Below are 25,481 nucleotides of genomic sequence, written 5' to 3'. Positions count from 1 at the left end.
TGGAGAACCTGTCATGCGCATCCCGATCCTGGTCGCGACCGCCGCGATCGTCCTCGCCGCCTGCGGCACCACGGAGTCACCGCAGTCGAGCGCACCCGCCGAGAACGCGGGCGGTCCGGTCACGGTCACCGACTCGCGCGGCAAGGCGGTCGAGCTGAAGTCCGCCGCGAAACGCGTCGTCGCCCTGGAGTGGGGCGAGGCGGAGATCGTCGCGTCGCTCGGCGTGATGCCGGTGGGCGTCGCCGACACCGCGGGCTACAAGACGTGGGACGCGGCCGTCGCCCTGGACGCCTCGGTCGAGGACGTCGGCAAGCGCGGTGAGCCCAGCGTGGACTCGATCGTCGCGCTGAACCCGGACGTCGTGGTGATGGCCGCCGAGCGCGACTCGACGGTCGTGCCGCAGCTGGAGAAGTACGTGCCGGTCGTCGTCACGAAGTCCAGTGACGCCGCGCGCAACTTCGACCGCCTGCGCGACGACGTGAAGATGATCGCCCAGGCGATGGGCAAGACCGCGGAGGCCGACCAGCTGCTGTCCGAAATGGACAGCAAGCTCGCCGAGGGCAGGAAGGCGCTGGAGGCCAAGGCGGGTACGCCGTTCTTCATGGCCGACGGTTACCTGGAGGGCAGCACCGTCAGCATCCGCCCGTTCGGCAAGGGCTCGCTCGTCTCCGACACGGCCGAGGCGCTCGGCCTGAAGAACGCGTGGACCGGCCAGGTCGACCCGCAGTGGGCGCTCGGCCAGACCGACGTCGAGGGCCTGACCGCGCTCACCGACCCGAACACCGTGCTGTTCTACAGCGCGTCGGAGGACGACGTCTTCACCACCGGCCTCGCGCAGAACCCGGTCTGGCAGCGGCTTCCGTTCGTGACGGCCGAGAAGGTCCACAAGTTCGAGCCGGGCACCTGGACGTTCGGCGGGCCCAAGTCCGTCATCCGCATCGCCGACCAGTTCGTGAAGGCGCTCTCCTGACCGTGAGGAACGCCGTCGTCACGGCGGCGAGCCTGGTCGTCATCGTCCTGCTCGCCGCCGTCCACCTCACCCAGGGCACCGCCGACACCGGCGTGCTCGACGTCCTGCGCGCCCTGGTCGGTGCCGGTGACGAGCAGACCTACGCGGTGCTCACCGGTTCCCGGGTGCCGCGCCTGCTGACCGCCCTGCTGCTCGGTGTGGCACTGGGCGTCGCGGGCGCGGGCATGCAGTCCGTGGCCCGCAACCCGTTGGCCGCACCGGACACCCTCGCCGTGAACGCCGGCGCGTACCTCGCGGTCGTCACGGTGTCGGCCTTCGGGTTGACGCTGCCGACGCTGCCCGCCGGTGCGACGGCGTTCGTGGGCGCTCTTGCCGCCGCGGCCGTGGTGCTGGGCCTGTCCGGCGCCGGATCGGCGACCCCGCGGCTGGTGCTCATCGGCTCGGCCGTGACGCTCGCGTTGCAGTCGATCACCATCCTCCTGCTGCTGACCTACGAGCAGGAGACGTCCGGGCTGTTCGCGTGGGGGAGCGGCTCGCTCAGCGTCGCGAACCTGGACGCCACGGCCCAGATGGCCCCGATCGTGCTCGCCGCGACCATCGCGCTGGTCGCGATGGGACGGTCGCTCGACGTTCTCGCCCTGGGCGACGACAACGCGACGGTCGTGGGACTGAAGGTCCGCCGCACCCGCGTCGGCGCGGTGCTGCTGACCGTGGCGCTGACCGCCGCGGCGGTGACGGTCGCCGGCCCCGTCGGGTTCGTCGGCCTGTGCGCCCCGGTGATCACGCGGTTGCTGATGTCGCGGGAGGGGCGGCACCGCGTACTGCTGCCCCTGTCGGGTCTTCTCGGCGTCGTGCTGGTGCTCGGCGCGGACGTCCTGCTCCGCGCCGTGATGGGCTCGGCGGAGGCGCTGCGCGTGCCGACCGGTGTGATCACCACGGTGGTCGGCGCGGTGGTCCTCGTGTGGCTCGCCCGCCGCAGCCGTCCCGGCGGCACCCGGCGGCAGCCTCCGGCAGGTCGTGTCGCAGTGGCGGGCTCGCGTCGCCGTCTCGTCGTCACCGGCGTCGCGGTCGGGGTGCTGCTGGTCGCCGCCCCGGTCGTCGGCATGCTGTTCGGCGACCGGCTGGTGTTGCTGGGCGACATGGTGAACTGGGTGTCCGGCCGCACCGGCACGGCGCTGACGTTCGTGCTCGACCAGCGCCTGCCGCGCGTGCTGGCGGCGATGACCGCGGGCGCGGCACTGGCGGTGTCGGGCTGCGGGATCCAGTCGGTGAGCCGCAACCCGCTCGCCGAACCGGGCCTGCTGGGCATCACCGCGGGCGCGGGCCTCGGCGCCATCTCGCTGATCACGTTCGTGCCGCTGGCCGGCGCGTGGCAGATCGCCGGCGCCGCCGGTGCGGGCGCGCTGGTCGCGTTCGTGCTGGTCTACGGCCTCGCCTGGCGTTCGGGCCTCGACTCGGACCGGTTGGTGGTCATCGGCATCGGGCTCTGGTCCGGCGGGATGGCGCTGATCACGCTGATGATCGTGACGTCGGACCCGTGGAACATGGCCAAGGCCCTCACCTGGCTGTCCGGCTCGACCTACGGCCGGACGCTCGACCAGGTGGTGCCCGGACTGATCGCGCTGGCGGTGCTGACCCCGTTGCTGTGGTCGCGGCACCGCGAGCTCGACCTGCACGGCATCGACGACGACACGCCCCGCATCCTCGGCATGCCCCTGGAGCGGTCGCGCGTCGTGATCCTGGCCGCGTGCGGTGTCCTCGCGGCGACGGCCGTGGCCGCGATCGGTGTCGTGGCGTTCGTCGGACTCGTCGCACCGCACCTCGCGCGCTCGCTCGTCGGGGGCAGGCACGCCCGCGTGATCCCTGTGGCGGCGGCGATCGGCGCGATCCTGGTGAGCGCCGCGGACACGCTGGGGCGCACGGTGATCGCTCCGGCGCAGGTGCCGGCGGGACTCGTCATCGCGCTGGTGGGGACGCCGTACTTCGTGCTGGTGCTGTGGCGGTCACGAGCCGCCCGGACCTGAGCGCAACGCCCGCACGAACGCCTCGGCGGCGGGGGAGCGCTCCTGCCCGGTGACGACGACGGTCCGGCGCCGTTCGGCCAGACCGTCGTCGCGGACGGGGACCCACGTGACGCCGCGCGGGACCACGTCCGCTGCCAGTCCGGGCAGGACGGACACACCGAGCCCGGCGGCCACGAGGCCGAGCCGGGTCTGCCAGGTCCTGGCCTCGTGCCCGATGACGGGTGAGGACAGGGTCGGCCACGCGCCGAACTGCGGGTCGCCCTCTCCGCCCGTGCCCACGACCCACACCTGGCCCGCGAGGTCGCGCACGTCGACCTCGGCCTGACCGGCGAACGGGTGCCCGTCCGCCACCGCGACACCGAGCCCGCGCGCGACGGCCACGGACTCCGTGCGCAATCCCTCCAGGTCGTAGTCGGGCAGGCCGTCTCCGACCGCGATCACGCCGACCTCGACCCGCCCGGCCCGCAGCCGTCGCAGCACCACCGGGCTGCCGGCCTCCCCGAGCCGGACGGTCAACGCGGGGTGCTCCTCCTTCACCCGCGCGATCGCCCGCGGCACCAGGCTCGCCGCCGCCGTCGGATAGGCGCCCACCGCCAGCCGGCCCGCGAGCCGGTCGCGCAGCCCCGCGATCTCCAGCTCGGCGGCCTCCACGTGCGAGACGACCTGCCTGGCGTGCGCGAGAAGCGCCCCGCACGCCGTCGTCGGCCGGACCCCGCGCGCCCACCGCTCGAACAGCGGGCTGCCCACCGCCGCCTCCATCGCGCCGACCTGCCGGGAGATCGCGGACTGCGTGTACCCGAGCGCGTCGGCGGCCGCGGTGAACGACCCCCGCCGCGCGACCTCGACGACGACGCGCAACCCGGTCAAGGTCATCTCCGACATGCGGCCAGTATCGCGTCAGACCTCGTGGTCCGCGGCGTGCGCCGACTCCTTCTGCGCCTCGAACGCGGCCAGCCGCTCCCGCACCGAGCCCGTCACCAGGTCGTAGGCGTCGGAGTTGAGCAGCAACCGCAACGGCGGCGCGTCGGAGAGCGCGGCGTTGATCACCGCGTTCGCGACGCCTGACTGACTGCCCGGCATGGAGTCGACCGGCGGCGGTGACGTGTCCGCGGGACCGCCGCGGTAGGGCTCACTGACCGGCACGCGCTGCGCGGACTCGTAGAAACCCGTGCGGACCATGCCGGGCTCGACCAGCACCGTGCTGATGCCGAACGGCGCGACCTCGGTGGCCAGCGCCTCGAAGTAGCCCTCCACACCCCACTTGGTGGCGTGGTAGATCGCGAAGCCGGGGAACGTGATGTGCCCGCCCATGCTCGAAATCTGCACGAGCACCCCGCCGCCCTGGGCGCGCAGCAACGGCACGGCCCGGCGCGCGACCTGGATCGACGCGGTGAGGTTGGTGGCGATGGAGTCCTCGACCTGACGGTCGCTGAGGTCCTCGGCCGCGCCGAACACCCCGCTGCCCGCGTTCGACACCACCACGTCGACCCGCTCGTGGTCGGCGAACGCCTCGCCGAGCACCTGCTCGAGCTGTGCGGTGTCCGTGACGTCGAGAGCGCGGCGCCACAACCGGTCGCCGTACCGCTCCGCCAGGTCGTCGAGCCGGCGAGGGTCACGTGCCGTGGCGGCGACGCGGTGCCCGCGTTCGAGGGCCTGCTCGACGAGCTCGCGGCCGATCCCCCTGGACGCTCCTGTGATGAACCATGTGGACATGCGGTCCACGCTAGGAACGCCGAGGCATGAGCACCAGCGATGGTTTAGCAGGCGAGCCATGCAGGCAGCGCATGGCTCGCTACGGGCGCGAGCCCCGGGTGGTCCCTCAACTGCCGTCGCGACGTCACCCCGAGCTTGGAGAAGATCGCCCGCAGGTGCGCGTCGACCGTCCGCTTGCTCACGAACAGCTGGCTGGCTACCTCGTTCGACGTCGCTCCCGATGCGACCAGCCGAGAGACGGCCACCTGTTGCCGCGTCAGGGTTTCGTGCGCCTGCGCGGGTACACGGCGGCGAGCGAGGCGACGACGACCGCGACCAGGTACACGCGCCCCGTCACCCGGTGCAGCCGCGGGTAGCGCGTCCGCAGCTTCGGGATGAACTGCCACGGGCCGGTGACGAGCGCGATGCCGGCGGGCACGGCGTGGATCACGAGACTGGTGTAGTAGCCGGGCGTGATCCGGTCGAGGCCCGGCACGGTCGTGCCCCCGACCAGGTACGGCGGCACGAAGACGGCGGCGGTGGCGAGGGCGGCCAGGGCGAGCAGTCCCCACAGGAACCACCACCAGCGACTTCCGGCGGTCCGCGACACGACTGCAGTGGACATGCGTGATCCCAACTCCCTGTGCGACACGGTCGGAGCGGACGCGCAGGGCCGTCACCGCGCCGCAGCACGGCGGGGAACGCGTTCCGCGGCTTGATCATCAACCCGGTCCCGGCCGGGCCGCATCGGCACAACATGCCTATTTCGCGGGTCCGGGATCATTCGGCGCACAGCGGGTACTCGGCCTGGATGCGCATCATGCGGGCGAGCGAACTCCCTGTTCACGACGTCATCACGGATCTGCGCGCCCGGTCGGTCAACTACGACCCCGACGAGATCCGCGGGTCGGCGTGGCACTTCGACCACCACAGGTTCGTCCTCGGCACCGATCCGCCCGGCCGTCCGCAGGAGGACTCGGTGTGGTGGCACGCCTACAAGGAGGTCGCCGCCTACGCGTTCACCCCGGCCGGCCTCCTGCGCGCCCACTACCGGCGCGAGGCCCCGCTGCTCGGCAAGGACCTGCTGCTGGTGGGCAGGTTCGCGCCGGCCAGGTTCGTCATGGGCGTGCGGATCACCGAGACAGGGTTCGACGAGGACGGCGTGCGCTACTCGTGGGGCTGGAGCTACGAGACCCTGCAGGGGCACATCGAACGCGGCCGCGTCGACTACCGCGTCGTCAAGGACCTCGAGTCCGGCGTGGTCACGCTCGAGGTGAACAGCTACAACCAGGTCAACCCGCGCGCCCACCCGCTCATCCGGCTCGGCTGGTTCTTCTTCGGCAGGCGCGCCCAGCACCGGTTCTACACCTCGGTCGGCGAGAACCTCCGTCGGCTGGCACGGCAACCGCGGGTCACGGACGCGCGCACGGGTGACGAGGACGTCGTCGAGGTGCCGCGGGACGCCGGTTGCGGCAGGGAACCGTTCTGGGCGATCGCGGTGCTCGACGGCGCCCGCGACCCGGACCCCGCGCACATCGGCCCCTGGCCCGGCCGGCCACGATGACGGCGGTGCCAGGGTGGTGGTCCAGAGTGCCGATCGGGCGCTAGCCGCCGAGTTCGCCGATCCCCTTCTGCACCAGCTTCATCGCGTCCGCCTTGACGTTCTCCAGCCCCCACCACACGGTGGCGAGGCTCGCGGACTTCACGGTGCTCACCTGCCCGACCAGCACCCAGCGGGGGCCGTGACCGGTCCTGATCTCCACGCTGGGTCCGCCGGCCGGTTCGGCCTTGATGATCGGGGCGACCTGCACGGCGTCCTCGCCGCCGTCCTTCAGCCCGGTCTTGAGAACGACGACCTTCTTGTGCGCGCAGGTCCGGACGGAACCGACTCGCAAGGACGGCATGGCTGGATCCTCCCCCTCGGTGCGTGACGAAAGCACTGTGCGGCAAGGAGGTCGACCGTTTGTCGATCAGATGTGGATCGGGAGAAGCGCTCCTGACCGAGCAGCACGGCCCGGTCAGGAGCACATCCGCTAACCGGCGTAGACCTCGAACTCGAAGATCCGCGCCGCGGTGTTGCCGTTGTTGGCCGGTGTGGTGACGTTGAGCCGGACGTACCGCGCCTGCCGTTGCGTGATCGTGTGGTGCGAACGGCTGGCCCGTACCGACGACACGTTCACCACCGTGGTCCAGGTCGTGCCGTCGAGCGACGTCTGGACGTTGTACGCGCCGGTGTTGTAGCCCGTGGTCTCGCCGCCGAGACCCGCGTGCTTCAGGACGAACGACCCGACGTTCTGCGCCGCGCCGAGGTCGACCTGGAGGAACTTCGTGCCCGACGCCAGCGAGCACCACTTGCCGGACAGGCTGCCGTCGAAGGCCTTGGCCGCGGCCTCGTCGGCGTTGCAGGGGGTGGACGCCGTGGCGGCCTTGCCCAGCGCGAGGTTGGTGCCGAGGACCGGGGCGGGCGGCGGAGGAGTGAAACCGTCGTTGTAGGACGGTGGCACGTCCGCCGCGTTGGTGCCCCACGTGCCGGGCGAGGAACCCATGGTGAAGTTCAGCGTCGTGTTGCCGGAGATGTCGCCGTACCGCAACCAGGTCCGCGTCGAGGCCACCCCGTCGCGGGTGACGCCCTGCACGTACTGGGCGGACGGCCCGGCGCCGGTACCGTTGACCGTCAACGTGCCCGACGGCCTGGTGACGGTGATCGACGGGAACAGCGGGCCGTGCAACGCGAGCACGTCCGCTCCCGGCGTGGGCGGGTAGAGGCCCAGGGCGGACCAGACGTACCACGCCGAGGTGGCGCCGAGGTCGTCGTTGCCCGGCAGGCCGCCCGCGGCCGTGGTGAACGACTCGGTCATCACCCGCCGCACCGCCGCACTCGTGCCCTGCGGGTGGGCGGCGTAGTGGTACGCCCACGGGACGCCGTGCTCCGGCTCGTTGCCGATGTAGAAGTACGGCTGGCTCAGGCCGCCGTTGAGCTGCGTGAAGTGGTGGTCGAGGCGCTGGACCGCCGTCTTCGGCCCGCCCATCAGGTTGATCAGTCCGCCGAAGTTGTACGGCACCATCCACGTGTACTGCGACGCGTTGCCCTCGGTGTAGCCGCTCGGGCTCGCCGGGGAGACGGGCCACGCCCACGAGCCGTCGGCGTTGCGCTTCTGCACGTAGCCCGACTCGGGGTTGTAGACGTTGGCCCACCACTGCGCGCGCGTCATGTAGGTGTTGTACTTCGCCGTGTCGCCGACCGCCTTCGCGAACTGGGCGACGGCGAAGTCGGACGCCGAGTACTCCAGCGAGTCCGACGGGTCCTCGGTGATGTAGTGCCTGCCGAGGTAGCCGGACTGCCGCCCGCGGATCGTCCCGCCCTGCGTGGTGCCGCCGTTGGAGCTCTTGTCCATCAACGCGAGCGCGGCGGCGGTGTCGAAGCCGCGCACCCCGAACGCGTACAGGCTCGACAGGACGATCGGGCCCGGGTCGCCGTTCATCACGAAGTGCTCGTTGCTGTTGTGCGACCACTTCGGCAACAGCCCACCCTGCTGCCCGTCGAGGACCATGGACTTGGCTATGTCACTGGACTCCGCGGGCGCGAGCAGCGCTATCAGCGACGCCCACGAACGGTAGATGTCCCAGCCCGAGTAGTTCTGGTAGACGGTGTGCGACGCCGTGCGCACGGCCTGGTCGAAGCCGCGGTACTGGCCGTTGACGTCGCTGGCGATGTTGGGGTTCTGGAACACGTGGTAGAGCGCCGTGTAGAACTTCTGCAGGTCAGCGGCCGAGCCGCCGGTCACCTGCACGCGGTTCAGCACGTCGTTCCACGCGGTGTCGGCCGCGGTCCTGGTGCCCGCGAGGTCGAACCCCGGGCTCTCGGCGGCGAGGTTCGCCTGCGCGTTCGCGACGCTGACGAACGAGACGCCGACCTTCAGCTGCACCACGGGGTTCGCGGACGTGTCGAACGTGACGTAGCCGCCCGAGTTCACACCGCTGGTGCTCGCGGAGCCCGCGGTCACCGTGCCGCCGAGCCACGTGCCGAAACCCGTCGGCGCGCGGTCGAACTGGATCGCGTAGTGCAGCTGGTAGGTCTTGGACGCCCCGCAGAAACCGCCGCCCGTGAAGGTTCCGGTGAGCTGGCTGCCGTTGATCGCGATCGACCCGTTGCGGTTGCCCGTGGCGCTGCGGCTGCTGTTGACGAGCACCCGCGCCGTCGTCGTGCTCGGGTACGTGAGCCTCATGAAACCGGTGCGCTTGGTGGCGCTGAGCTCGACGCCGGTGTTGTAGGTGTCGAGCCGGTTCTTGTAGTAGCCGGGCGCGGCCGACTCGTTGGCCTTCGTGTACGCGCCGGCGTAGCCGGTCCAGTTCGTGCCGGGAGAGGTGCCGAGGGTGCCGGTGACCGGCAGGATGCCGAGGTCCTCGTTGTTGGCGCAGCCCGCGCCGTTGAAGTGGGTGAGGCTGAACTCCTCGATCTTCGTGTCGCTGTAGCGGTATCCGGACGGCGAGGCGGTCGGGGTGTCCGGGCTGAACTGCACCATGCCGAACGGCACCACGGCGCCGGGGTAGGTGCTGCCGCCCGCGCCGCCGGGCACGGGGTTGGGCGAGTTGCTGTTGTCGGTGCCGATGAACGGGTTCACGTGCTGGGTCAGGGCGAGCGCCGCGGGCGCGGCCGCGGCCGGGGTGACCAGGCCCGCGATCAGCAGGGCGGCGACCGTCAGGGGGATCGGGTGTCTGGCACGTCGGTGCAGGGAGCCGAACATCGACCTTCCTCTCCTCGTCAGGCAGGGAAGACAACGTTGTCAACGCGCAGGCCGGCCCCCGAGGAGTAACGACAACGCGACGCTGAGCAGTCGTCTCACCTGCGGGACGCTACTAGTGGTCGCGGTCCGGCACAGGCGACCGTTCGGCCGCAGACGGGTGCGGGGGTGGGGGATGTCAGCGTTGTCGGGGCGTGGGGCGTGGGGCGTGGGGCGTGGGGCGTGGGGCGTGGGGCGTGGGGCGTGTTCGCCGAGCCGCAGCTCACCAGCCGCCGAGCTGCAGTTCATGAGCCGCTGAGCGCAGCTCACCAGTCGGCGAGGCGCCGCGACCCGGGCCGCCCGACTTGCACCGAGCCGACCTCAGCTCCCCGTGCCCCCGGCTCTCACAGGTCCGCGAGCGGCACCGGCCGCCCCAGCAGGAACCCCTGCGCCTGGTCGCACCCCAGGGTCCGCAGGATCTCCAGCTGCTCGACCTGCTCCACCCCCTCCGCGATCACCGTCATGTCCACCGCGTGCGCCATCGCGATGATGCTCGTGACGATCGCCTCCGCCTCGTCGGACCGCCCCAGCCCCGCCGTGAACGACCGGTCGATCTTGAGCGTGTCCAGCGGCAGGGCGAGCAGTTGGGCGAGGGACGAGTAGCCGGTGCCGAAGTCGTCGATCGCGAGGCGCACGCCCAGTTCGCGCAGGGCGGCCAGGGTGCGGGCGGCCAGGGCCGGGTCGCGGGTGAGAGCGCTCTCGGTGATCTCCAGGCAGAGGGAGCTGGGGTCCAGGCCCGCCCGGTGGGTGGCGTGGCGGACCGCGGACACGAGCCACGGGTCGTCGAGCTGGCGGGCCGACAGGTTCACCGTCAGCTCGAGGCCCGGGGTCAGGTCGGCGATCTCGCGGGTGGCGGTGTGGAGCATGTGGGCGCCGACGATGTTGATCAGGTCGCTCTCCTCGGCCAGCGCGATGAACTCGCCGGGGGAGATGAGGCCGTAGCGCGGGTGCGTCCAGCGCAGCAGGCCCTCGACGGCGGTGCGCTCGTCGGTGCGCAGGTCGACGATCGGCTGGTAGGCGAGCCAGAGCTGGTCGGCCAGCGGGGCGGTGCGGAGGTCCTGTTCCAGCTGCAGGCGGCGCTGGATGCTGTCGCGCAGCTCGACGTCGAAGAACGCGATGCGGCCGCGGCCCCTCGTCTTCGCCTGGTACATCGCGAGGTCGGCGTCGCGCAGCAGGTCGGCGCCGCCGCGGGGGTCGCCCGGTTCGGCCAGGACGATGCCGACGCTCGCGTCGACGTGCAGCCGGCGGCCGTCCACCGAGATCGGGCGGTTGAGCTCGGCGCGGACGTGGTCGGCGAGGGCGGTCGCCTCGTCGGGGCCGGTGACGCCGTACGCGATGACGGTGAACTCGTCGCCGCCCAGCCTGCCGACGACGTCGCCGCGGCGGGCGCTGCGGCTCAGCCTCGTGCCGACCACGCGCAGGACCTCGTCGCCGGTGCTGTGGCCGAGGGAGTCGTTGATGACCTTGAACTTGTCCAGGTCGATGAACAGCACCGCGGTGAGGCCCGAGCGGTGGGTGCGGGCGGCGGGGCTGAGGCGGTTGATCGTCACCGTGCGGTTGCACAGGCCCGTCAGCGCGTCGTGCGTCGCCTCGTGCTCCAGCTGGCTGTCGATCATGCGGCGTTCGGTGATGTCGGTGAACGACACGACCGTCGCGGACGGCAGCATGCCTTCCGGGGAGAGGGCGCGGGCGCTCAGCGACAGCCAGACGTGGCTGCCATCGGGGCGCATCGCGCGCAGGATCCGGCCGTGCTGCGCTCTGCCGGTCGCGCGGGTGATGGCCGAGGAGTACTCGTGCTGCGGCACGGGCTGGCCGGACTCGTCGTGCAGTTCGGCGAGCGACGCGGGCTGGCCGATGACTTCCTGCGCGCGCACGCCGAGGATGCGTTCGGCCGCCGGGTTGACGGACTCGACGAGGCCCGTGCTGCCGACGACGAGCACACCCTCCTCGATGGCGGCGACGACCGCCGTGAAGTGGTGCTCGGCCCGCCTGCGCGCGGTCTCGTCCGCGCAGATCAGCACGTACCCGTCGTCCATGCGGGCGGCGGACACCCGCATCGCCAGCGCGCTGCCGTCGGCGCGCCGGTGCACCGCGTCGACGACGCCGCCCGCCTCCAGCACCGCGACCGGGTCCAGGGGCGCGCCCACGACCTCGGCGAGCGGCCGCCCGATGGCCTCGATCGAACGCCGGCCGTAGACCTTCTCCGCGCTGCGGTTCCAGCTCGTCACGACGGCGTCGGACGTCGTCGCGATGAGCGCGTCGCTCACGTGCTCGGCGAGAGCGGCCTGGTAGCGCAGCACCGCGGCGGCCGCCTTCTGCTCGGTGACGTCCCGCATGATCACCTGGAACGCGGGCCTGCCCTCCCAGGTCGTGCGCACCGAGACCGACTCGATGTCGGTGGTGCCGCCGTCGAACCGGACGAGCACGGCGTCCGACGGGTCGCTCGTCGCGCCGGGTTCGGTGAGCTTCGAGATCCGCCGCAGCATCTCCGGGGCCGAGTCCGGGTGCACGAAGTCGGTGATCGGCCGGCCGAGCAGGTCCGCTTCGGAACGCGCCCGCACGAACTGGACCGCCGCCGGGTTCGCGTACACGAGCAGCCCTGACTCGTGCACGACGATCGCCTCGGGGGCGAGGTCGACCAGCAGCCGGTAGCGGTCGGCCAGGTCGGCGAGCTCCTGCTGCTGGACGTGCCGCCGCGTCACGTCGGCGACCACGCCGACCAGGGCGCGCGAGGAGTCGTGGGTCGAGACGCGGGCGCGGAACTGCAGCCAGCGCGTGCCGACCGGCGTGTCGAGGGACTGCTCCAGCTCGAAGTCCTGCCAGGCGGGGGCCGCCTTCGCGGCCACCGTCAGCGGCGCGATCAGCTCGGCCAAACGGTCGCGCACGATGCCCTGTTCGGCGCCGGGCACACCGATCACGGCGTCGAGGCCCGGCTTCCAGCCGAGCCGGTCGGTACCGAGGTCGAGCCACCACACGACGGCGGCGCCGACCGAGAGCGCGAGCTCGACCAGCAGTTCGTGGTCGAACTCGGCATCACCGATCAGGCCGCTCACGTCCTGGTTCCCCGATCCGACGTCTCCCGTGGACCGCGGTGGTGTGACCATCCGGAAGTCCTACTACACAGTCCACCGGAGCCGCATCCGTCTGGCGTGAACATGGTGTTCGGTTATATCGGGTCGCCGCGTCCGGCCGATGATCAGGGCCCGCTCTGCCAGATCCACTGTGGACGATCGATGTATTACCGAGAGTTGGTTTACGCCGTTATCCTCACTCTAATGAGTGTCGACCCTCGGTATGGGGGGAGCTGGATATGGTCGCGCTTGGTATTGGAATCTGTGGAATCGGCGTGGTCAGCGCGTACGGGTGGAACCGCTCGTCGCTCTGGGAGGGGCTGCTCAGCGGCAAACCCTCGGCGTCGATCGTCCCCGAACTGAGCCGGTTCCCCGGCGACACCGTCTGGGCCGCCTGCGTCGGTGAGGGCGGTGACCCGGCGGACGGTCCGAGCCGGTTCGCGCAGGCCATGCGCTCGGCCGCCAGGGAGGCCGTCGAGGACGCGGGCAGACGCGGGTGGACCCCCGGCCGCCGGGTCGGCCTCCTGCACGCGGTCGTGCTGGGCGAGGTCGACCTGTGGCGCGACTTCTACGTCACACGTGGTGGCCGCCTGCCCGTGCACGACTACCTGGCGTTGATGCCGTCCACCCCCATGTCCACGTTCATGCAGGAGTACGGCTTCCACGGGCCCGCGATGAACGTCTCGGCGATGTGCGCGTCGGGCAACGCCGGGCTGATCACGGCCAAGGCGTGGCTCGACGCCGGGATCGTCGACGACGTGGTCTTCGTGGCGACGGATCTCTCCCTCACCCCGGAGAACGTCTCCCACTTCGTCCGGCTCGGCGTGGCGATCGTGGACGCGGAGCCGCTCGACGCCTGCCGGCCGTTCCAGGAGGGCAGCCGCGGGTTCGTGATGGGCGAGGCGTCGGTGGCGTTCGTCCTTTCGCGTGACGCGAAGAACCCCTACGCGCTCACGCTCGGCGGCGCGATGTCGCACGACGCGTACCACGTGACGTCCATCGACCTGGGGCTCGACCAGATCACCGCCTGCTTCACCGACGCCCTCGACAACGCGGCGGTGAGCGCCGCCGACGTCCGCTACCTCAACGCGCACGGACCGGGCACGGCCCAGTGCGACACGGCCGAGGCCGCCGTCCTCGAGCAGCTCTTCGCGCCGGACACCGGCATCTACTCCGTCAAGCCGCTGACGGGGCACTGCCAGGGCGCGGCGTCGGCGATCGAGGTCGCCGTGACCGCCATGGCGTACGACAGCGGGGTCATCCCGGCGCCCCCGGTGGTCGCGTCCGGCCACCCGCGACTCCTCGACGGGCCGACGCCGATGCGGGACGGTCTCACGATCAAGTCGTCGCTCGGCATGGGCGGCCACAACTCGGTGGTCGTGCTCGCGCCGCCCGCCTGACGTGCCGCCGTGGGTGGAGCCTGCTCCACCCACGATCCGGCAGCTGGGGGGATCTCGCGCGGACCGCGCCATCAATAGCGTTCTCGCCATGACGAACCACGAAATCGACGCGAAGACCCGCCGCAACCGCACCCTGCTCTGGACCGCGCTCGCCGTGTTCGCGCTCGGCAACATGGGCGCGTCGTTCGCCGGCCTCACCGCGGTGGGCATCGCGTTCGGCGTCCTGACGCTGCTGTCCGGCACCGCTCTGGTCATGACCCGCCGCCGGCGCTGACCGCCGCACTCATGCCCACGACCGGCTCCCGGTCAAGGCAAAAGATGGCCGATATGTGCCACCCCGGCCACCTTGTCCGGACGGTCCGCCCAAATTAGCTTTGCAGTCCTCAAGCCCGAATTCCCTTCCGGCACAACGGTTGCCGGGCCTCGGAGGACTCAATGACGAGCACGGACGCGACACTGCTGTCGGTCCGGGGCGTGGTGAAGCGCTTTCCCGGCGTGACGGCCCTGGGAGGTGTGGACTTCGACGTCCGCGCGGGCGAGGTGCACTGCCTGCTCGGGCAGAACGGCGCGGGCAAGTCGACGTTGATCAAGGTCCTGTCCGGCGCGCACCGGCCGGACGAGGGCGAGATCCGCTGGCGCGGCGAGGTCGTGTCGTTCGGCAACCCGACCGCCGCGATGCGCAGCGGGGTGGCCGCCATCTACCAGGAGCTCGACCTCGTGTCGGGCCTGTCGGTGGCGGACAACGTGTTCCTCGGCCACGAACTGTCCACGGCGGGCTTCACCCGGCGGTCGGACGCGCGGCGCAGGACGCGCGAGCTGCTGAAGAGGCTGGGGCACCCGGAGATCTCGCCCGACCGCGACGTCGGCCGGTTGTCCGTGGCGCACCAGCAGGTCGTCAGCATGGCGCGGGCGCTGTCGCTCGACGGGCAGCTGCTGATCATGGACGAGCCGTCGGCCGTGCTGGACCCGGACGAGGTGCGCGTGCTGTTCGGGATCATCAGGGAGCTCACCGCCCAGGGGGTGGCGGTGATCTACATCTCGCACCGGCTGGCCGAGATCAGGGAGATCGGCGACCGGGTGACCGTCCTCAAGGACGGCCGCACCGTCGCGACGGGCCTGCCCGCGCGGGAGGTCAAGACGCCGGACCTGATCGCGTTGATGACCGGCCGCGTGCTGGACAACGTGTTCCCGCACCGGAAACCGGTCGATCCCGCCGCGCCCGAGGTGCTGCGGGTGCGCGGGCTGACCGACGGCGACTTCGACCCGGTGGACCTCACGGTCCGCGCCGGTGAGGTCGTCGGCCTCGCCGGGCTCGTGGGCTCCGGCCGGTCCGAGATCCTGGAAACCGTCTACGGCGCGCGGAAAGCGGCCGGGGGCACGGTCGAGGTCGACGGCAGGAAGCTGCGCCGGGGCAGCGTCGGCGCGGCTGTGCGCGCCGGGATGGGGCTGTGCCCGGAGGAGCGCAAGAGCCAGGGGCTGCTGCTGGACGAGGCCGTGTACCGCAACATCACCGTCTCGTCGATGTCGTCGTTCGCGAGGTTCGGCTTCCTCGACGACCGGGCCGAACGCGCCCGCGCCACCACCCTGACCGAGTCGCTGGACGTCCGGCCCGCCGGCGTCGACCGCGTGGTGCGCGGGCTGTCCGGCGGCAACCAGCAGAAGGTCGTCCTCGCGCGGTGGTTGCTGCGCGAGTGCCGCGTGCTGCTGCTCGACGAACCCACCCGCGGCGTCGACGTGGGCGCCCGCAGCGAGATCTACGAACTCGTCCGCGCGCTCGCGGACTCCGGCGTCGCCGTGGTCGTCGTGTCGAGCGACGTGGAGGAGGTCCTGGGGCTGGCCGACCGGGTCCTGGTGGTGCGCGAGGGCCGGGTGGTCCACGACGGCCCCGCCGACGAGATCGACGAGTCCCGGGTCCTCGACCTGGTCATGGAAGGACACGCCGCATGAGCGAGGACACCGCCGCCGTGCCCGCGCAGCAGACCCTGAAAGCACCGCCCGCCAAGGAGTCCGGGATCAAGGCCCTGCTCGGCTCCGCGGCCGGGCGCAACACCGGCCTCGTCGTCGCCCTGGTGCTGCTGTGCCTGGGCGGGGTGGTCACCGCGGGCGACCGGTTCGCCGACGTCGACAACGTGCTCACCATCCTGCGGCTCGCCGCGGTGATCGGTGTCGTGAGCGTCGGCATGACGTTCGTGATCACCGGCGGGGGCATCGACCTGTCCGTCGGCGCGATCGTCGCGCTGTCCTCGGTGTGGGCCACAACGCTTGCCACGCAGGGGATCGCGAACGACACGCACTGGATCGTCATCGTGTTCACCGCACTGCTGGTGGGTGGTGCGTGCGGCCTGGTCAACGGCGCGCTCATCGCCTACGGCAGGGTCGTGGCGTTCATCGCGACCCTGGCGAGCCTCGCCGCCGCCCGCGGTCTCGCCGAGATCATCTCCAACCGCAAGACGCAGATCGTGAACGTGCCCGGCTTCACCGCGTTCTTCGACGCATCGGTGCTGGGGGTACCGGTGCTCGTGGTGATCTTCGCGGTGGTCGCGGCCGGCGGGTGGGTGCTGCTCAACCGCACCACGTTCGGGCGCCGCACGTTCGCGGTCGGCGGCAACCCCGAGGCCGCGCGCCTCGCCGGCATCGACGTGCGGCGCCACACCGTGATGCTCTACACGCTCCTCGGCCTGTGCTGCGGCTTGGCCGCCGTGATGCTCATCGCCCGCACCACCACCGGAAGCGCCACCCACGGCGGTCTGTACGAGCTGGACGCGATCGCCGCGGTGGTCATCGGCGGCACGTTGCTCTCCGGCGGGCGCGGCACGATCGCGGGCACCGTCTTCGGCGTCCTGATCTTCACCACGCTGTCGAACGTCTTCACGCTCAACAACCTCTCCATCTCCGCCCAGGCCGTCGCGAAGGGGGCGATCATCGTCGTCGCCGTCCTCCTGCAGCAGCGGCTCGCCCGGCGCAGCGGCGCTTGACGCCGCACCTCACGACCGCTGCCACCCGAGGAGACAAGAAACCCATGCAGTTCAAGAGAATCGCTGTGCTGGCCGCAGCGTCCGCACTCGTCCTCACCGCCTGCACCGGCAACACGCCCGAGCCCCAGGGCGGCGGCAACCAGGGCGGCGGGGTGAAGGTCGCCAACGACGAGCCGGGCAAGAAGGTCGTCATCGGCTTCTCCGCCCCGGCCGCCGACCACGGCTGGATGGCCGCGATCACCAACGCCGCCAAGGCCGAGGCCGGCAAGTACTCCGACGTCGAGCTGCGCGTCGTCGAGGGCACCAACGACGTCAACCTCCAGATCAGCCAGGTCGAGACGTTCATCAACGACAAGGTGAACGCGATCGTCCTGCTGCCGTTCGACGGCGCCGCGCTCACCCCGGTCGCGTTGAAGGCCATGAAGGCCGGCATCACCGTGATCAACGTCGACCGCCAGTTCGACAGCCCGTTCGCCGCGCGGTCCACGGTGCTGGGCGACAACTACGGCATGGGCGTCTCCGCCGGCACGTACGTCTGCGAGCGGCTCAAGGACAAGCCGGGCTCCGTGGTCGCGGAGATCGCCGGCATCGACTCGCTGCCGCTCACCCAGGACCGCAGCAAGGGGTTCGCCGAGGCGCTCGCGGGCTGCGGGCTGAAGGTCAACAACCGCGTCGCCGCCGAGTTCACCGTCGAGAGCGGGGAACGGGCGGCCGCCAACCTGCTGCAGGCCGCACCGAAGATCGACGCGCTGTGGAACCACGACGACGACCAGGGCGTCGGCGTCACGGCCGCCATCAAGAACTCCGGCCGCAGCGAGTTCTTCATGGTCGGCGGCGCCGGATCGGCGAACGTGATGCGCGAGATCAAGGCGGACAACGGCCCGCACAAGGCGACCGTCATCTACCCGTCCACCCAGGGCGCGGACGGCATCCGGCTCGCGCGGCTCGCGGTGCAGGAGAAGAGCCTCGGTGACCTCGTCGAGGTGGAGATCCCGCGCCAGGTGCAGCTGTACGCCCCGGTCGTGACGAAGGACAACGTCGACCGCTACCTGCCGACCGCCTTCGAGTCCTAGGAGAGATCACGTGACGACGACGCCGTTGGGCATCGCGATGATCGGCCACGCCTTCATGGGAGCCGCGCACTCCCAGGCGTGGCGGGTCGCGCCGCGCTTCTTCGACCTCCCCGTGCACCCGGTGATGTCCGTGCTGGCAGGCCGTGACGCCGACCGGACCCGGGCCGCCGCCGAGCGGCTCGGCTGGGCGGACTCGACGACCGACTGGAAGTCCGTGCTGGACCGCGACGACGTGCACGTGGTGGACATCTGCACGCCGGGCGACACGCACGCCGAGATCGCGGTCGCCGCCCTGGACGCGGGCAAGCACGTGCTGTGCGAGAAGCCGATGGCCAACAGCGTCGACGAAGCGGTCGCCATGGCCGAGGCCGCCTCCCGTGCCGCCGAACGCGGTGTGCGCGCGATGGTCGGGTTCAGCTACCGCAGGGTGCCCGCCCTGGGCCTCGCCCGCGACCTGGTCGCGCAGGGCAGGCTCGGGCGGATCCACCACGTTCGCGCGCAGTACCTGCAGGACTGGATCGTCGACCCGGCCGCGCCGCTGTCCTGGCGGCTCGACAAGGACAAGGCCGGGTCCGGCGCGCTGGGCGACATCGGCGCGCACATCGTCGACGCGACCCAGTTCATCCTCGGTGACACCATCAGCGAGGTGATGGGGACGCTCGTGACGTTCGTGCCGGAGCGTCCGCTCGCGACCAGCCACTCCGGACTGTCGGGGACGGCCTCCGACGAGACCGGGCCGGTCACCGTGGACGACGCCGCGCTGTTCCTGGCGCGCTTCGGTTCCGGCGCGCTCGGCTCGTTCGAGGCCACGCGGTTCGCCAACGGCCGCAAGAACGCGCTGCGCATCGAGGTCAACGGCTCGGCGGGCAGCCTCGCGTTCGACTTCGAGGACATGAACGTGCTGGAGTTCTTCGACGGCACGGAGGATCCGGCGGTGTCGGGGTTCCGCCGGATCCTCGTCACCGAACCGCAGCACCCGTACGTCGGCGCCTGGTGGCCCGCCGGGCACGGGCTGGGCTACGAGCACGCGTTCACGCACCAGGCCGTCGACCTCGTGCGGGCGATCGCCGAGGGCACCGACCCCACGCCGACGTTCGCCGACGGGCTCCAGGTGCAGCGCGTCCTCGCGGCCGTCGAGGGCAGCGCGTCGTCCGGCACGTGGCAGCAGGTCTGAGGAGGGATGAGGGAGATGGCACGTCCGATCACGTTGTTCACGGGCCAGTGGGCCGACCTGCCGTTCGAGGAGGTGTGCCGCCTGGCCTCGGGCTGGGGGTACGACGGCCTGGAGATCGCCTGCTGGGGCGACCACCTCGACCCGTGGCGCGCGGCGGAGGACGACGACTACGTCGCGGACCGGCTCGCGATCCTCGCCAAGCACGACCTGAAGGTGTGGACGATCTCCAACCACCTCACCGGCCAGGCCGTCTGCGACGACCCGATCGACGAGCGGCACCAGGGCATCCTGTCCGCCCGCAACTGGGGTGACGGGGACCCGGAGGGCGTGCGGCAGCGCGCGGCCGAGGAGATGAAGACGACCGCGCGGGCCGCGGCTCGGTTGGGCGTCGACACCGTCGTCGGCTTCACCGGCTCGTCGATCTGGAAGACCGTCGCGATGTTCCCGCCGGCGCCCCAGTCGATGATCGACGCCGGGTACCAGGACTTCGCCGACCGCTGGAACCCGATCCTCGACGTCTTCGACGAGGTCGGCGTCCGGTTCGCGCACGAGGTGCACCCGTCCGAGATCGCCTACGACTACTGGACGACCGTGCGCGCGTTGGAGGCCATCGGGCACCGGCCCGCGTTCGGCCTCAACTGGGACCCGTCGCACTTCGTGTGGCAGGACCTCGACCCGGTCGGGTTCCTGTGGGACTTCCGCGACCGGATCTACCACGTCGACTGCAAGGACGCCCGCCGTCAGCTCGGCAACGGCCGCAACGGCCGGATGGGCTCGCACCTGGCGTGGGCGGACCCCCGGCGCGGCTGGGACTTCGTCTCCACCGGGCGTGGTGACGTGCCGTGGGAGCAGTCGTTCCGGATGCTCAACACGATCGGCTACTCCGGGCCCATCAGCGTCGAGTGGGAGGACGCGGGGATGGACCGGCTCGTCGGGGCGCCCGAGGCCATCGAGTTCATCCGCCGCAACGCCTTCGACCCGCCGTCGGCCTCGTTCGACGCCGCGTTCAGCTCGGGCGGCTGACCCCGGCCGTTGTGCACGGCCTTTTGGAACCGATGTGACAATTGTTCGATGGAGAGCACCTTGGGTGTCGAGGCGGGATCGCCGGCCGCTGTGCTGCGCTTGTTGATGGACGGCAGCCCGCGCACCCGAGCGGAGATCGTGGCCGCGACCGGCCTCGCCCGGTCCACGGTGCGCGCCAGGCTGGACCTGCTCGTGGCCGCCGGGCTGGTGAGCGACAGCGGGACGGGGGAGTCCACCGGCGGGCGTCCCGCGGGCCGCTTCGGGTTCAACCCCACCGCCCACCTCGTGCTGGCCGCCGAGGTGGGCGCCACGCACGCCACGGTCGCCGTCTCTGACCTGGCGTGCCGCCTGCTCTCCGTCGAACAGGTCGAGCTCGACGTGGCGGACGGGCCGGAGGTGATCCTGCCGCTGCTCGTCGCGACCTGGCGTTCGATGCTGCCGGCCGTCGAGCCCGCGGAGATCGCGGGCGTCGGCATCGGCCTGCCCGGCCCGGTCGAGCACTCCACCGGCCGCCCGAACAACCCGCCGATCATGCCGGGCTGGGACGGGTTCGACGTGCCCGCCGCGATCGGGGCGGAGTTCGGCGTGCCCGTGCTCGTCGACAACGAGGTCAACCTCATGGCGCTGGGCGAGCACACCGCCTCGCACCCGGACGTGCGGCACATGATCGTCGTGAAGGCCGCCACCGGCATCGGCGCGGGTCTGATCAGCAACGGCGTCCTGCACCGCGGTGCCGCGGGCGCGGCGGGCGACCTCGGGCACATCCGCGTGCCACAGGGGGCCGAGGTGCTGTGCCGGTGCGGCAACACCGAGTGCCTGGAGGCGGTCGCCGCCGGTCCCGCCCTCGCGGCGAAGCTGCGCGGCCTCGGCCACCCCGCGCACTCGACGGCCGACGTCGTGAACCTCGTCCGGTCGGGGAACCTCGAGGCCGGCCGCGTCGTGCGGCAGGCGGGCAGGGACATCGGCGAGGTGCTCGCCGGCTGCGTGAGCATGTTCAACCCGTCGCTCGTCGTCATCGGCGGGCTGCTCGCGGAGGCGGGGGAGATGCTGCTGGCGGGCGTGCGCGAGTCGATCTACCGCCGTTCGCTGCCCCTGGCCACGGAGAACCTGCGGATCGTCGCGTCGGGCGCCGGGGTCACGGCCGGGGCGCTGGGCGCGGCGGCGATGGTGGTGCGGCACGTGCTGTCGCCGGAGGTCCTGGACGCACGGCTGGGCGCCGTCGCCGCCGGTGTTTCCGCAGGAGAGATGGTGTCGTCGCACGCGACGTAGGCGTGCTTGGTCAGGGCTTCTCGAAGGCCCTCGTGCGGCGCGCACGAGGGCCTTCGCGCGTCTGTCTCGTAGTAACGGCGGGGTACATCCGTAAGTCACGGGCTTTGTGACCTCAACGTGCCCGACTTTTGATTGACTGCCGCCAATAGTCGGACATACCGTCGTCATATGGCTGTGACCCGCACGACATTGGGAGTGGCCTCGGTCCCGGCGCCGCGTCCCAGCGCAGATCACGCGGTCTCCGTGGGCAGCGAGCCCACGGTGGCGACGCAGCACCTGCTGCGGCTCATGCGCACCGGCGCGACCGACCGCGCGATCGCCCGTGAGCTGGACGTCAGTCTGCGCACGCTGAACCGGCGGATCGCACGCCTGCAGTCGATGCTCGGCGTGCAGTCGCGGTTCCAGCTCGGGGTGCTGGCGGCGGAGCTGGAGTGGCTCGCGGTGGAGTGAGGGTCAGTCCTCGTCCGCCGCGGGGTCGTTCCCGAGTGCGAGGTCCAGCAGGTCGCCGAGCTGGTCGAGCTGCTCGGCCGTCAGTGCGCTGAACGACGACCGCACGACCCGTTCCGCGAGCACCTGACCCTCGTTCAGCAGCCGGGCGCCCTCCTCGGTGAGCCGGTGCCGCACCGCCCGGCCGGGGCCGGGGACCCGTTCGATGAGCCCGCGCTCGGCCATGCGCACCGCGAGCGACCCGAACGACTGGTCGGTCTGGAACGTCAGCACGGCCAGGTCGTGCAGTGAGGCATCGGGCTGGCGCTGCAGGTGGCGCAGGGTGTCCCACTGCACGAGGGACAGCCCGAGCGGGGCGAGCGCCTGGCTCATCGCCCGGTGGTGGCGGTGCTGGAGGCGCTTGACGGCGAGTCCGACTTCGGCTGGGTGGTGCTTCACGGCACCAGCTTAACCAACGATGCTTAGATAAGCATCCTTATGTCGCTGGACGTGCCGGAACCGTCACCGCATCAGCAGGGCTTTCGCCTGGCTTCCGCACACCGTCCGACCGCGTGATTTGTAGGCTGTCGACACGTGCTTCCGGCGGAACCAGCAGCCGTCGGCACGCGTCGGTTCGAACGGAACAACGCGCTCGGGACACGGAGACGATGACGGAAGAGACGTTCGGGCCGTACCGGATCGAGGAGCTCCTCGGTCGCGGCGGGATGGGCGAGGTGCACCGGGCCTACGACACGACGCACGACCGCATCGTGGCGCTCAAAAGGCTCTCGCCCGGCTACCACGACGACGAGGACTACCGGGCCCGCTTCCGCCGCGAGGCGCGGATCGTCGCACGGCTGCGCGAGCCGCACGTCATCCCGATCCACGCCTACGGCGAGATCGACGACCGCCTCTACCTCGACATGCGCCTGGTCGAGGGCTCCGACCTGTCGGACCTGATCAACGGCCGGACCCTCGACCCGGCGCGAGCCGTCCGCATCGTCGAGCAGGTGGCGAGCGCCCTCGACGCCGCCCACGCCGACGGCCTCGTGCACCGCGACGTCAAGCCGTCCAACATCCTCGTGGCCGCCGGCGACTTCGTGTACCTGGTCGACTTCGGCATCGCCCGCAGCTCCTCCCCGGCCGCCACCAGCCTGACCGCCTCGGGTTCGGTGGTCGGCACCCTCGACTACATGGCTCCGGAACGCTTCGAGAGCGGCCCGGTCGACGGCCGCGCCGACGTGTACGCCCTGGCCTGCGTCCTGTTCGCGTGCCTGGCGGGCCGCCGCCCGTTCACCGCGGAGGGCACCGCCGCCCAGATCTGGGCGCACATGAAGGAGGAGCCGCCCAAGGCGTCGCCGCTGAACCCCTCCGTGCCGCCGGCGCTGGACGGCGTGATCGCGAAGGGCATGGCGAAGAGCCCGGACGACCGGTACGCGAGTGCGGGGGAGTTCGCCCAGGCGGCGGCTCAGGCGCTGACGGGGTCGGCTGCGGCTGTCGGGATGGCCGGGGTGGCGGGGCTGGTCGGAGTGGTCGGGCCTGCGACGCCGCCGGGTGGGGCGGCGGGAGTCGTTGGGCCTGGGACGCCGCCGGGTGGGCAGCCCATGCCTGGTGGCGCTGCGGGAGCGGCTGGTCCCGCGACGCCGCCGGGTGAGCAGGCCGTGCCCGGTGCCGCAGGGGCACCGGGTGGGCAGCCCGCGTCTGGTGCCGCTGCGGTAGTGGGTGGGCAGGCAGCTCCGGGTGCCGCTGTGGCGCACGGCGGGCCTGTCGCACCTGGCGTCGGCGTGGCACCTGCCGGTAACGCCGGTCAGGTCCGTCCCCTCACCCCTCAGGCACCACCCGCCGGCCAGGCGGCGCACGCCACACCACCCGGAGGCTGGCCGCGGGCCGCCGCGGCGGGGCCGCTCGGCTCCGCGCAGTTCCCGAGGCCGACCACACCCCAGCAGGGACCACCGGCGTTCCACACCGGCCCCCAGCCCGTGCACCCCCAGCCCTACCCGCCGAACCGCACCCGCACCACCTCCCCGGCCAGGCGCGCGGCCCTCGTCGGGGGCGTCATCGCGGTCGTGGCCGGGATCGTCGCCACCGCCCTGATCATCGGCAACCGCGAGAACACCCTCGGCTCCGGCACCTCGACCAGCACCACGACCACCCCGTCCAGCACGTCGAGCACGTCGAGCGCGCCGCCGACCACCACCACGACCCGGTCGCCGCAGGACGACGCGTTGCTGGCCGCGCTGCCGGGCGTCTTCAAGACCGCCGTCAACTCCTGCGTGCCCGTCAAGCCCGACAACGGACCGGTCGCCGCCGTCCGGTGCACCAGGGCGAACGGTCCCGACGACGACATCTACGCGAAACCGGCCGAGTCCGAGTTCCGGCTGTTCGCCGACCGCGCGGCGCAGGACGCGTACTTCCTGGGGCTGGTGACGAGCCGGGGGATTCCGCGCATGGACGACCGCGGCGGGTGCCGGCCCAAGGTCGACGTCATCCACTACGCGCTCTACTACCGCAACACCGCCGGGCCGTTGCCCGGCGAGTTCACCACGTGCTTCATCGCCGACGGCAACGCCCAGGTGTGGTGGGTCGACAGCAAGACGCTCACGATCGGCGTGTTGAAGAGGCCTGGTGACATCAACGTCCTCGACAAGCTCGACCTGTGGTGGAACTCCATGATCCTGTCGAACCCCAACTAGGGACCCGTGAAGTTCACCCGCAGCGCGTACACCGAGCTCGACGCGGTGATGAACAGGTCGTTGCGCCGCGGTCCGCCGAAGGTCAGGTTGGAGCAGACCTCGGGGATCCGGAGCTTGCCGATGCGGGTGCCGTCCGGCGCGAAGCAGTGCAGGCCGTCGTGCGCCGCGGCCCACAGCCGCCCGGTCGCGTCGAGGCGGATGCCGTCGTAGCCGCCGGCGTCGGCGACGGCGAAGACCTCACCGCCGGAGAGCGTGCCCCCGGACACCTGGAAGACCCTGATGTGGCTGGGATCCGCGCCCGTGTCGGTGACGTACAGCAGTGACTCGTCCAGGGAGAACGCGAGGCCGTTCGGGCGGTCGAAGTCGTCCGCCACGACCGTCACCGCTCCGTCGGACGGGTCGGCTCGGTAGACGTGGCACCCGCCGATCTCGCTGGACGCCTGGTGGCCCTCGTAGTCGCTGTCGATGCCGTAGCTGGGGTCGGTGAACCAGATCGCGCCGTCCGAGGACTCGACGACGTCGTTGGGGCTGTTGAACCTCTTGCCCTGGAACGTCTCCGCGATGACGGTGGTCGAGCCGTCGTGCTCGGTGCGGGTCACGCGCCGGTTGCCGTGCTCGCAGCTGACGAGCCTGCCCTGCCGGTCCACCGCGTGTCCGTTGTGGAATCCGGCCGGGTCGCGGAAGACGCCGACGACGCCGGTGGTCTCGTCCCAGCGCAGCACGCGGTCGTTCGGGATGTCGCTGAACACCAGGTAGCGGCCGGCCGGGAAGTACGCGGGGCCCTCCGTCCACCGGCAGCCGGTGTGCAGGCGCTGGAGCCACTCGTCGCCGTTGACGCGCGCGAACCGCTCGTCCAGGACGACGAACTCCGCCTTGACCTCGTCCATGACCACTCCCGGAAGCCGTCACC

At 71.6% G+C, this 25,481-nt stretch carries 22 protein-coding genes; 13 read left to right on the top strand and 9 right to left on the bottom strand.

Features of this window, described 5'->3' with window-relative positions; all coding sequences use genetic code 11:
- Positions 1-13 precede the first annotated feature (13 nt).
- Together ND450_RS11775 and ND450_RS11770 are read left to right on the top strand one after the other, a co-directional pair.
- Positions 14-970: an ABC transporter substrate-binding protein gene (locus tag ND450_RS11775; protein ID WP_253326178.1), complete on the top strand. Its 957-nt coding sequence runs from the start codon at positions 14-16 to the stop codon at positions 968-970.
- A gap of 2 nt (positions 971-972) precedes the next feature.
- Positions 973-2,994 carry an iron ABC transporter permease gene (locus tag ND450_RS11770; protein ID WP_253326177.1) on the top strand — a complete coding sequence of 674 codons (2,022 nt, stop codon included), beginning with the start codon at positions 973-975 and terminating at the stop codon, positions 2,992-2,994.
- On the opposite strand, the gene ND450_RS11765 is transcribed toward ND450_RS11770, so the two are convergent.
- Genes ND450_RS11765 through ND450_RS11750 form a run of 4 tightly spaced genes read right to left on the bottom strand, consistent with a single transcriptional unit; the run spans position 2,974 to position 5,311 of the window.
- A complete protein-coding gene (locus ND450_RS11765) occupies positions 2,974-3,876 on the bottom strand; it encodes a LysR family transcriptional regulator (protein ID WP_253326176.1) in 903 nt (300 codons plus the stop codon). The two genes, ND450_RS11770 and ND450_RS11765, sit on opposite strands and share 21 nt — an antisense overlap.
- A 15-nt stretch (positions 3,877-3,891) precedes the next feature.
- Positions 3,892-4,707 carry an SDR family oxidoreductase gene (locus ND450_RS11760; RefSeq protein WP_253326175.1) on the bottom strand — a complete coding sequence of 272 codons (816 nt, stop codon included), beginning with the start codon at positions 4,705-4,707 and terminating at the stop codon, positions 3,892-3,894.
- A 44-nt stretch (positions 4,708-4,751) separates the two neighbouring features.
- On the bottom strand, positions 4,752-4,952 hold the full coding sequence (locus ND450_RS11755) for a LuxR C-terminal-related transcriptional regulator (protein WP_371927690.1): 201 nt from the start codon (positions 4,950-4,952) through the stop codon (positions 4,752-4,754).
- Positions 4,953-4,963: 11 nt separating this feature from the next.
- On the bottom strand, positions 4,964-5,311 hold the full coding sequence (locus ND450_RS11750; RefSeq protein WP_253326174.1) for a DUF2306 domain-containing protein: 348 nt from the start codon (positions 5,309-5,311) through the stop codon (positions 4,964-4,966).
- A 186-nt stretch (positions 5,312-5,497) separates the two neighbouring features.
- On the opposite strand from ND450_RS11750, the gene ND450_RS11745 reads away from it, so the two are divergent.
- A complete protein-coding gene (locus tag ND450_RS11745) occupies positions 5,498-6,250 on the top strand; it encodes a DUF1990 family protein (protein WP_253326173.1) in 753 nt (250 codons plus the stop codon).
- A gap of 40 nt (positions 6,251-6,290) precedes the next feature.
- Here ND450_RS11745 and ND450_RS11740 read toward each other — a convergent pair whose 3' ends face one another.
- The 3 genes from ND450_RS11740 to ND450_RS11730 form a co-directional block, all read right to left on the bottom strand.
- Positions 6,291-6,590, bottom strand: a complete 300-nt coding sequence (locus ND450_RS11740; protein WP_253326172.1) for a hypothetical protein — start codon at positions 6,588-6,590, stop codon at positions 6,291-6,293.
- A gap of 129 nt (positions 6,591-6,719) precedes the next feature.
- On the bottom strand, positions 6,720-9,431 hold the full coding sequence (locus tag ND450_RS11735) for a GH92 family glycosyl hydrolase (protein ID WP_253326171.1): 2,712 nt from the start codon (positions 9,429-9,431) through the stop codon (positions 6,720-6,722).
- A 380-nt stretch (positions 9,432-9,811) separates the two neighbouring features.
- On the bottom strand, positions 9,812-12,571 hold the full coding sequence (locus tag ND450_RS11730; protein WP_371927689.1) for an EAL domain-containing protein: 2,760 nt from the start codon (positions 12,569-12,571) through the stop codon (positions 9,812-9,814).
- Positions 12,572-12,777: 206 nt separating this feature from the next.
- On the opposite strand from ND450_RS11730, the gene ND450_RS11725 reads away from it, so the two are divergent.
- The 9 genes from ND450_RS11725 (at position 12,778) to ND450_RS11685 (ending at position 21,902) form a co-directional block, all read left to right on the top strand.
- The gene (locus ND450_RS11725) at positions 12,778-13,938 is read left to right on the top strand and encodes a beta-ketoacyl synthase N-terminal-like domain-containing protein (protein WP_253326169.1); all 1,161 of its coding nucleotides are present in this window, start codon (positions 12,778-12,780) and stop codon (positions 13,936-13,938) included.
- 88 nt (positions 13,939-14,026) lie between these two features.
- Positions 14,027-14,212, top strand: coding sequence for a hypothetical protein (locus ND450_RS11720; RefSeq protein ID WP_253326168.1), 186 nt, complete (start codon positions 14,027-14,029; stop codon positions 14,210-14,212).
- Between the two features lie 161 nt (positions 14,213-14,373).
- The gene (locus tag ND450_RS11715; RefSeq protein ID WP_253326167.1) at positions 14,374-15,885 is read left to right on the top strand and encodes a sugar ABC transporter ATP-binding protein; all 1,512 of its coding nucleotides are present in this window, start codon (positions 14,374-14,376) and stop codon (positions 15,883-15,885) included.
- Positions 15,882-16,913: an ABC transporter permease gene (locus ND450_RS11710; protein WP_089918059.1), complete on the top strand. Its 1,032-nt coding sequence runs from the start codon at positions 15,882-15,884 to the stop codon at positions 16,911-16,913. The genes ND450_RS11715 and ND450_RS11710 overlap by 4 nt, the downstream gene beginning before the upstream one ends.
- 44 nt (positions 16,914-16,957) lie before the next feature.
- Positions 16,958-17,986, top strand: coding sequence for a substrate-binding domain-containing protein (locus ND450_RS11705; protein WP_089918056.1), 1,029 nt, complete (start codon positions 16,958-16,960; stop codon positions 17,984-17,986).
- 37 nt (positions 17,987-18,023) lie between these two features.
- Complete coding sequence (locus tag ND450_RS11700) at positions 18,024-19,160, top strand: Gfo/Idh/MocA family protein (protein WP_253327899.1); 1,137 nt, start codon at positions 18,024-18,026, stop codon at positions 19,158-19,160.
- A gap of 15 nt (positions 19,161-19,175) precedes the next feature.
- Positions 19,176-20,183, top strand: coding sequence for a sugar phosphate isomerase/epimerase (locus ND450_RS11695; RefSeq protein WP_253326166.1), 1,008 nt, complete (start codon positions 19,176-19,178; stop codon positions 20,181-20,183).
- Between the two features lie 48 nt (positions 20,184-20,231).
- Positions 20,232-21,452: an ROK family transcriptional regulator gene (locus tag ND450_RS11690; RefSeq protein ID WP_253326165.1), complete on the top strand. Its 1,221-nt coding sequence runs from the start codon at positions 20,232-20,234 to the stop codon at positions 21,450-21,452.
- Positions 21,453-21,620: 168 nt separating this feature from the next.
- On the top strand, positions 21,621-21,902 hold the full coding sequence (locus tag ND450_RS11685) for a LuxR C-terminal-related transcriptional regulator (protein ID WP_089918049.1): 282 nt from the start codon (positions 21,621-21,623) through the stop codon (positions 21,900-21,902).
- 3 nt (positions 21,903-21,905) lie between these two features.
- Here the strand turns inward: ND450_RS11685 and ND450_RS11680 are convergent, their stop codons facing one another.
- A complete protein-coding gene (locus ND450_RS11680; RefSeq protein ID WP_253326164.1) occupies positions 21,906-22,337 on the bottom strand; it encodes a MarR family winged helix-turn-helix transcriptional regulator in 432 nt (143 codons plus the stop codon).
- Between the two features lie 209 nt (positions 22,338-22,546).
- On the opposite strand from ND450_RS11680, the gene ND450_RS11675 reads away from it, so the two are divergent.
- Positions 22,547-24,571: a serine/threonine-protein kinase gene (locus ND450_RS11675; protein WP_253326163.1), complete on the top strand. Its 2,025-nt coding sequence runs from the start codon at positions 22,547-22,549 to the stop codon at positions 24,569-24,571.
- Here the strand turns inward: ND450_RS11675 and ND450_RS11670 are convergent.
- Positions 24,568-25,458, bottom strand: coding sequence for an SMP-30/gluconolactonase/LRE family protein (locus ND450_RS11670; protein ID WP_253326162.1), 891 nt, complete (start codon positions 25,456-25,458; stop codon positions 24,568-24,570). The two genes, ND450_RS11675 and ND450_RS11670, sit on opposite strands and share 4 nt — an antisense overlap.
- Between the last annotated feature and the right edge of the window lie 23 nt (positions 25,459-25,481).

The sequence above is a fragment of the Lentzea sp. HUAS12 genome (assembly GCF_024125735.1).
Classification (GTDB): domain Bacteria; phylum Actinomycetota; class Actinomycetes; order Mycobacteriales; family Pseudonocardiaceae; genus Lentzea; species Lentzea albida.
Note: the sequence above shows the minus strand (reverse complement) of the source record. Positions and strands in the feature narration are given on the sequence as shown.

Excerpts from the sequence above, each read along its gene's own strand:
- ND450_RS11675 (WP_253326163.1), top strand. The coding sequence starts at position 22,547 with ATGACGGAAGAGACGTTCGGGCCGTACCGGATCGAGGAGCTCCTCGGT.
- ND450_RS11725 (WP_253326169.1), top strand. The coding sequence starts at position 12,778 with ATGGTCGCGCTTGGTATTGGAATCTGTGGAATCGGCGTGGTCAGCGCG.
- ND450_RS11775 (WP_253326178.1), top strand. The coding sequence starts at position 14 with ATGCGCATCCCGATCCTGGTCGCGACCGCCGCGATCGTCCTCGCCGCC.
- ND450_RS11730 (WP_371927689.1), bottom strand. The coding sequence starts at position 12,571 with ATGGTCACACCACCGCGGTCCACGGGAGACGTCGGATCGGGGAACCAG.
- ND450_RS11700 (WP_253327899.1), top strand. The coding sequence starts at position 18,024 with ATGATCGGCCACGCCTTCATGGGAGCCGCGCACTCCCAGGCGTGGCGG.
- ND450_RS11720 (WP_253326168.1), top strand. The coding sequence starts at position 14,027 with ATGACGAACCACGAAATCGACGCGAAGACCCGCCGCAACCGCACCCTG.
- ND450_RS11740 (WP_253326172.1), bottom strand. The coding sequence starts at position 6,590 with ATGCCGTCCTTGCGAGTCGGTTCCGTCCGGACCTGCGCGCACAAGAAG.
- ND450_RS11750 (WP_253326174.1), bottom strand. The coding sequence starts at position 5,311 with ATGTCCACTGCAGTCGTGTCGCGGACCGCCGGAAGTCGCTGGTGGTGG.
- ND450_RS11710 (WP_089918059.1), top strand. The coding sequence starts at position 15,882 with ATGAGCGAGGACACCGCCGCCGTGCCCGCGCAGCAGACCCTGAAAGCA.
- ND450_RS11765 (WP_253326176.1), bottom strand. The coding sequence starts at position 3,876 with ATGTCGGAGATGACCTTGACCGGGTTGCGCGTCGTCGTCGAGGTCGCG.
- ND450_RS11760 (WP_253326175.1), bottom strand. The coding sequence starts at position 4,707 with ATGTCCACATGGTTCATCACAGGAGCGTCCAGGGGGATCGGCCGCGAG.
- ND450_RS11670 (WP_253326162.1), bottom strand. The coding sequence starts at position 25,458 with ATGGACGAGGTCAAGGCGGAGTTCGTCGTCCTGGACGAGCGGTTCGCG.
- ND450_RS11690 (WP_253326165.1), top strand. The coding sequence starts at position 20,232 with ATGGAGAGCACCTTGGGTGTCGAGGCGGGATCGCCGGCCGCTGTGCTG.
- ND450_RS11685 (WP_089918049.1), top strand. The coding sequence starts at position 21,621 with ATGGCTGTGACCCGCACGACATTGGGAGTGGCCTCGGTCCCGGCGCCG.
- ND450_RS11695 (WP_253326166.1), top strand. The coding sequence starts at position 19,176 with ATGGCACGTCCGATCACGTTGTTCACGGGCCAGTGGGCCGACCTGCCG.
- ND450_RS11705 (WP_089918056.1), top strand. The coding sequence starts at position 16,958 with ATGCAGTTCAAGAGAATCGCTGTGCTGGCCGCAGCGTCCGCACTCGTC.
- ND450_RS11745 (WP_253326173.1), top strand. The coding sequence starts at position 5,498 with ATGCGCATCATGCGGGCGAGCGAACTCCCTGTTCACGACGTCATCACG.
- ND450_RS11735 (WP_253326171.1), bottom strand. The coding sequence starts at position 9,431 with ATGTTCGGCTCCCTGCACCGACGTGCCAGACACCCGATCCCCCTGACG.
- ND450_RS11715 (WP_253326167.1), top strand. The coding sequence starts at position 14,374 with ATGACGAGCACGGACGCGACACTGCTGTCGGTCCGGGGCGTGGTGAAG.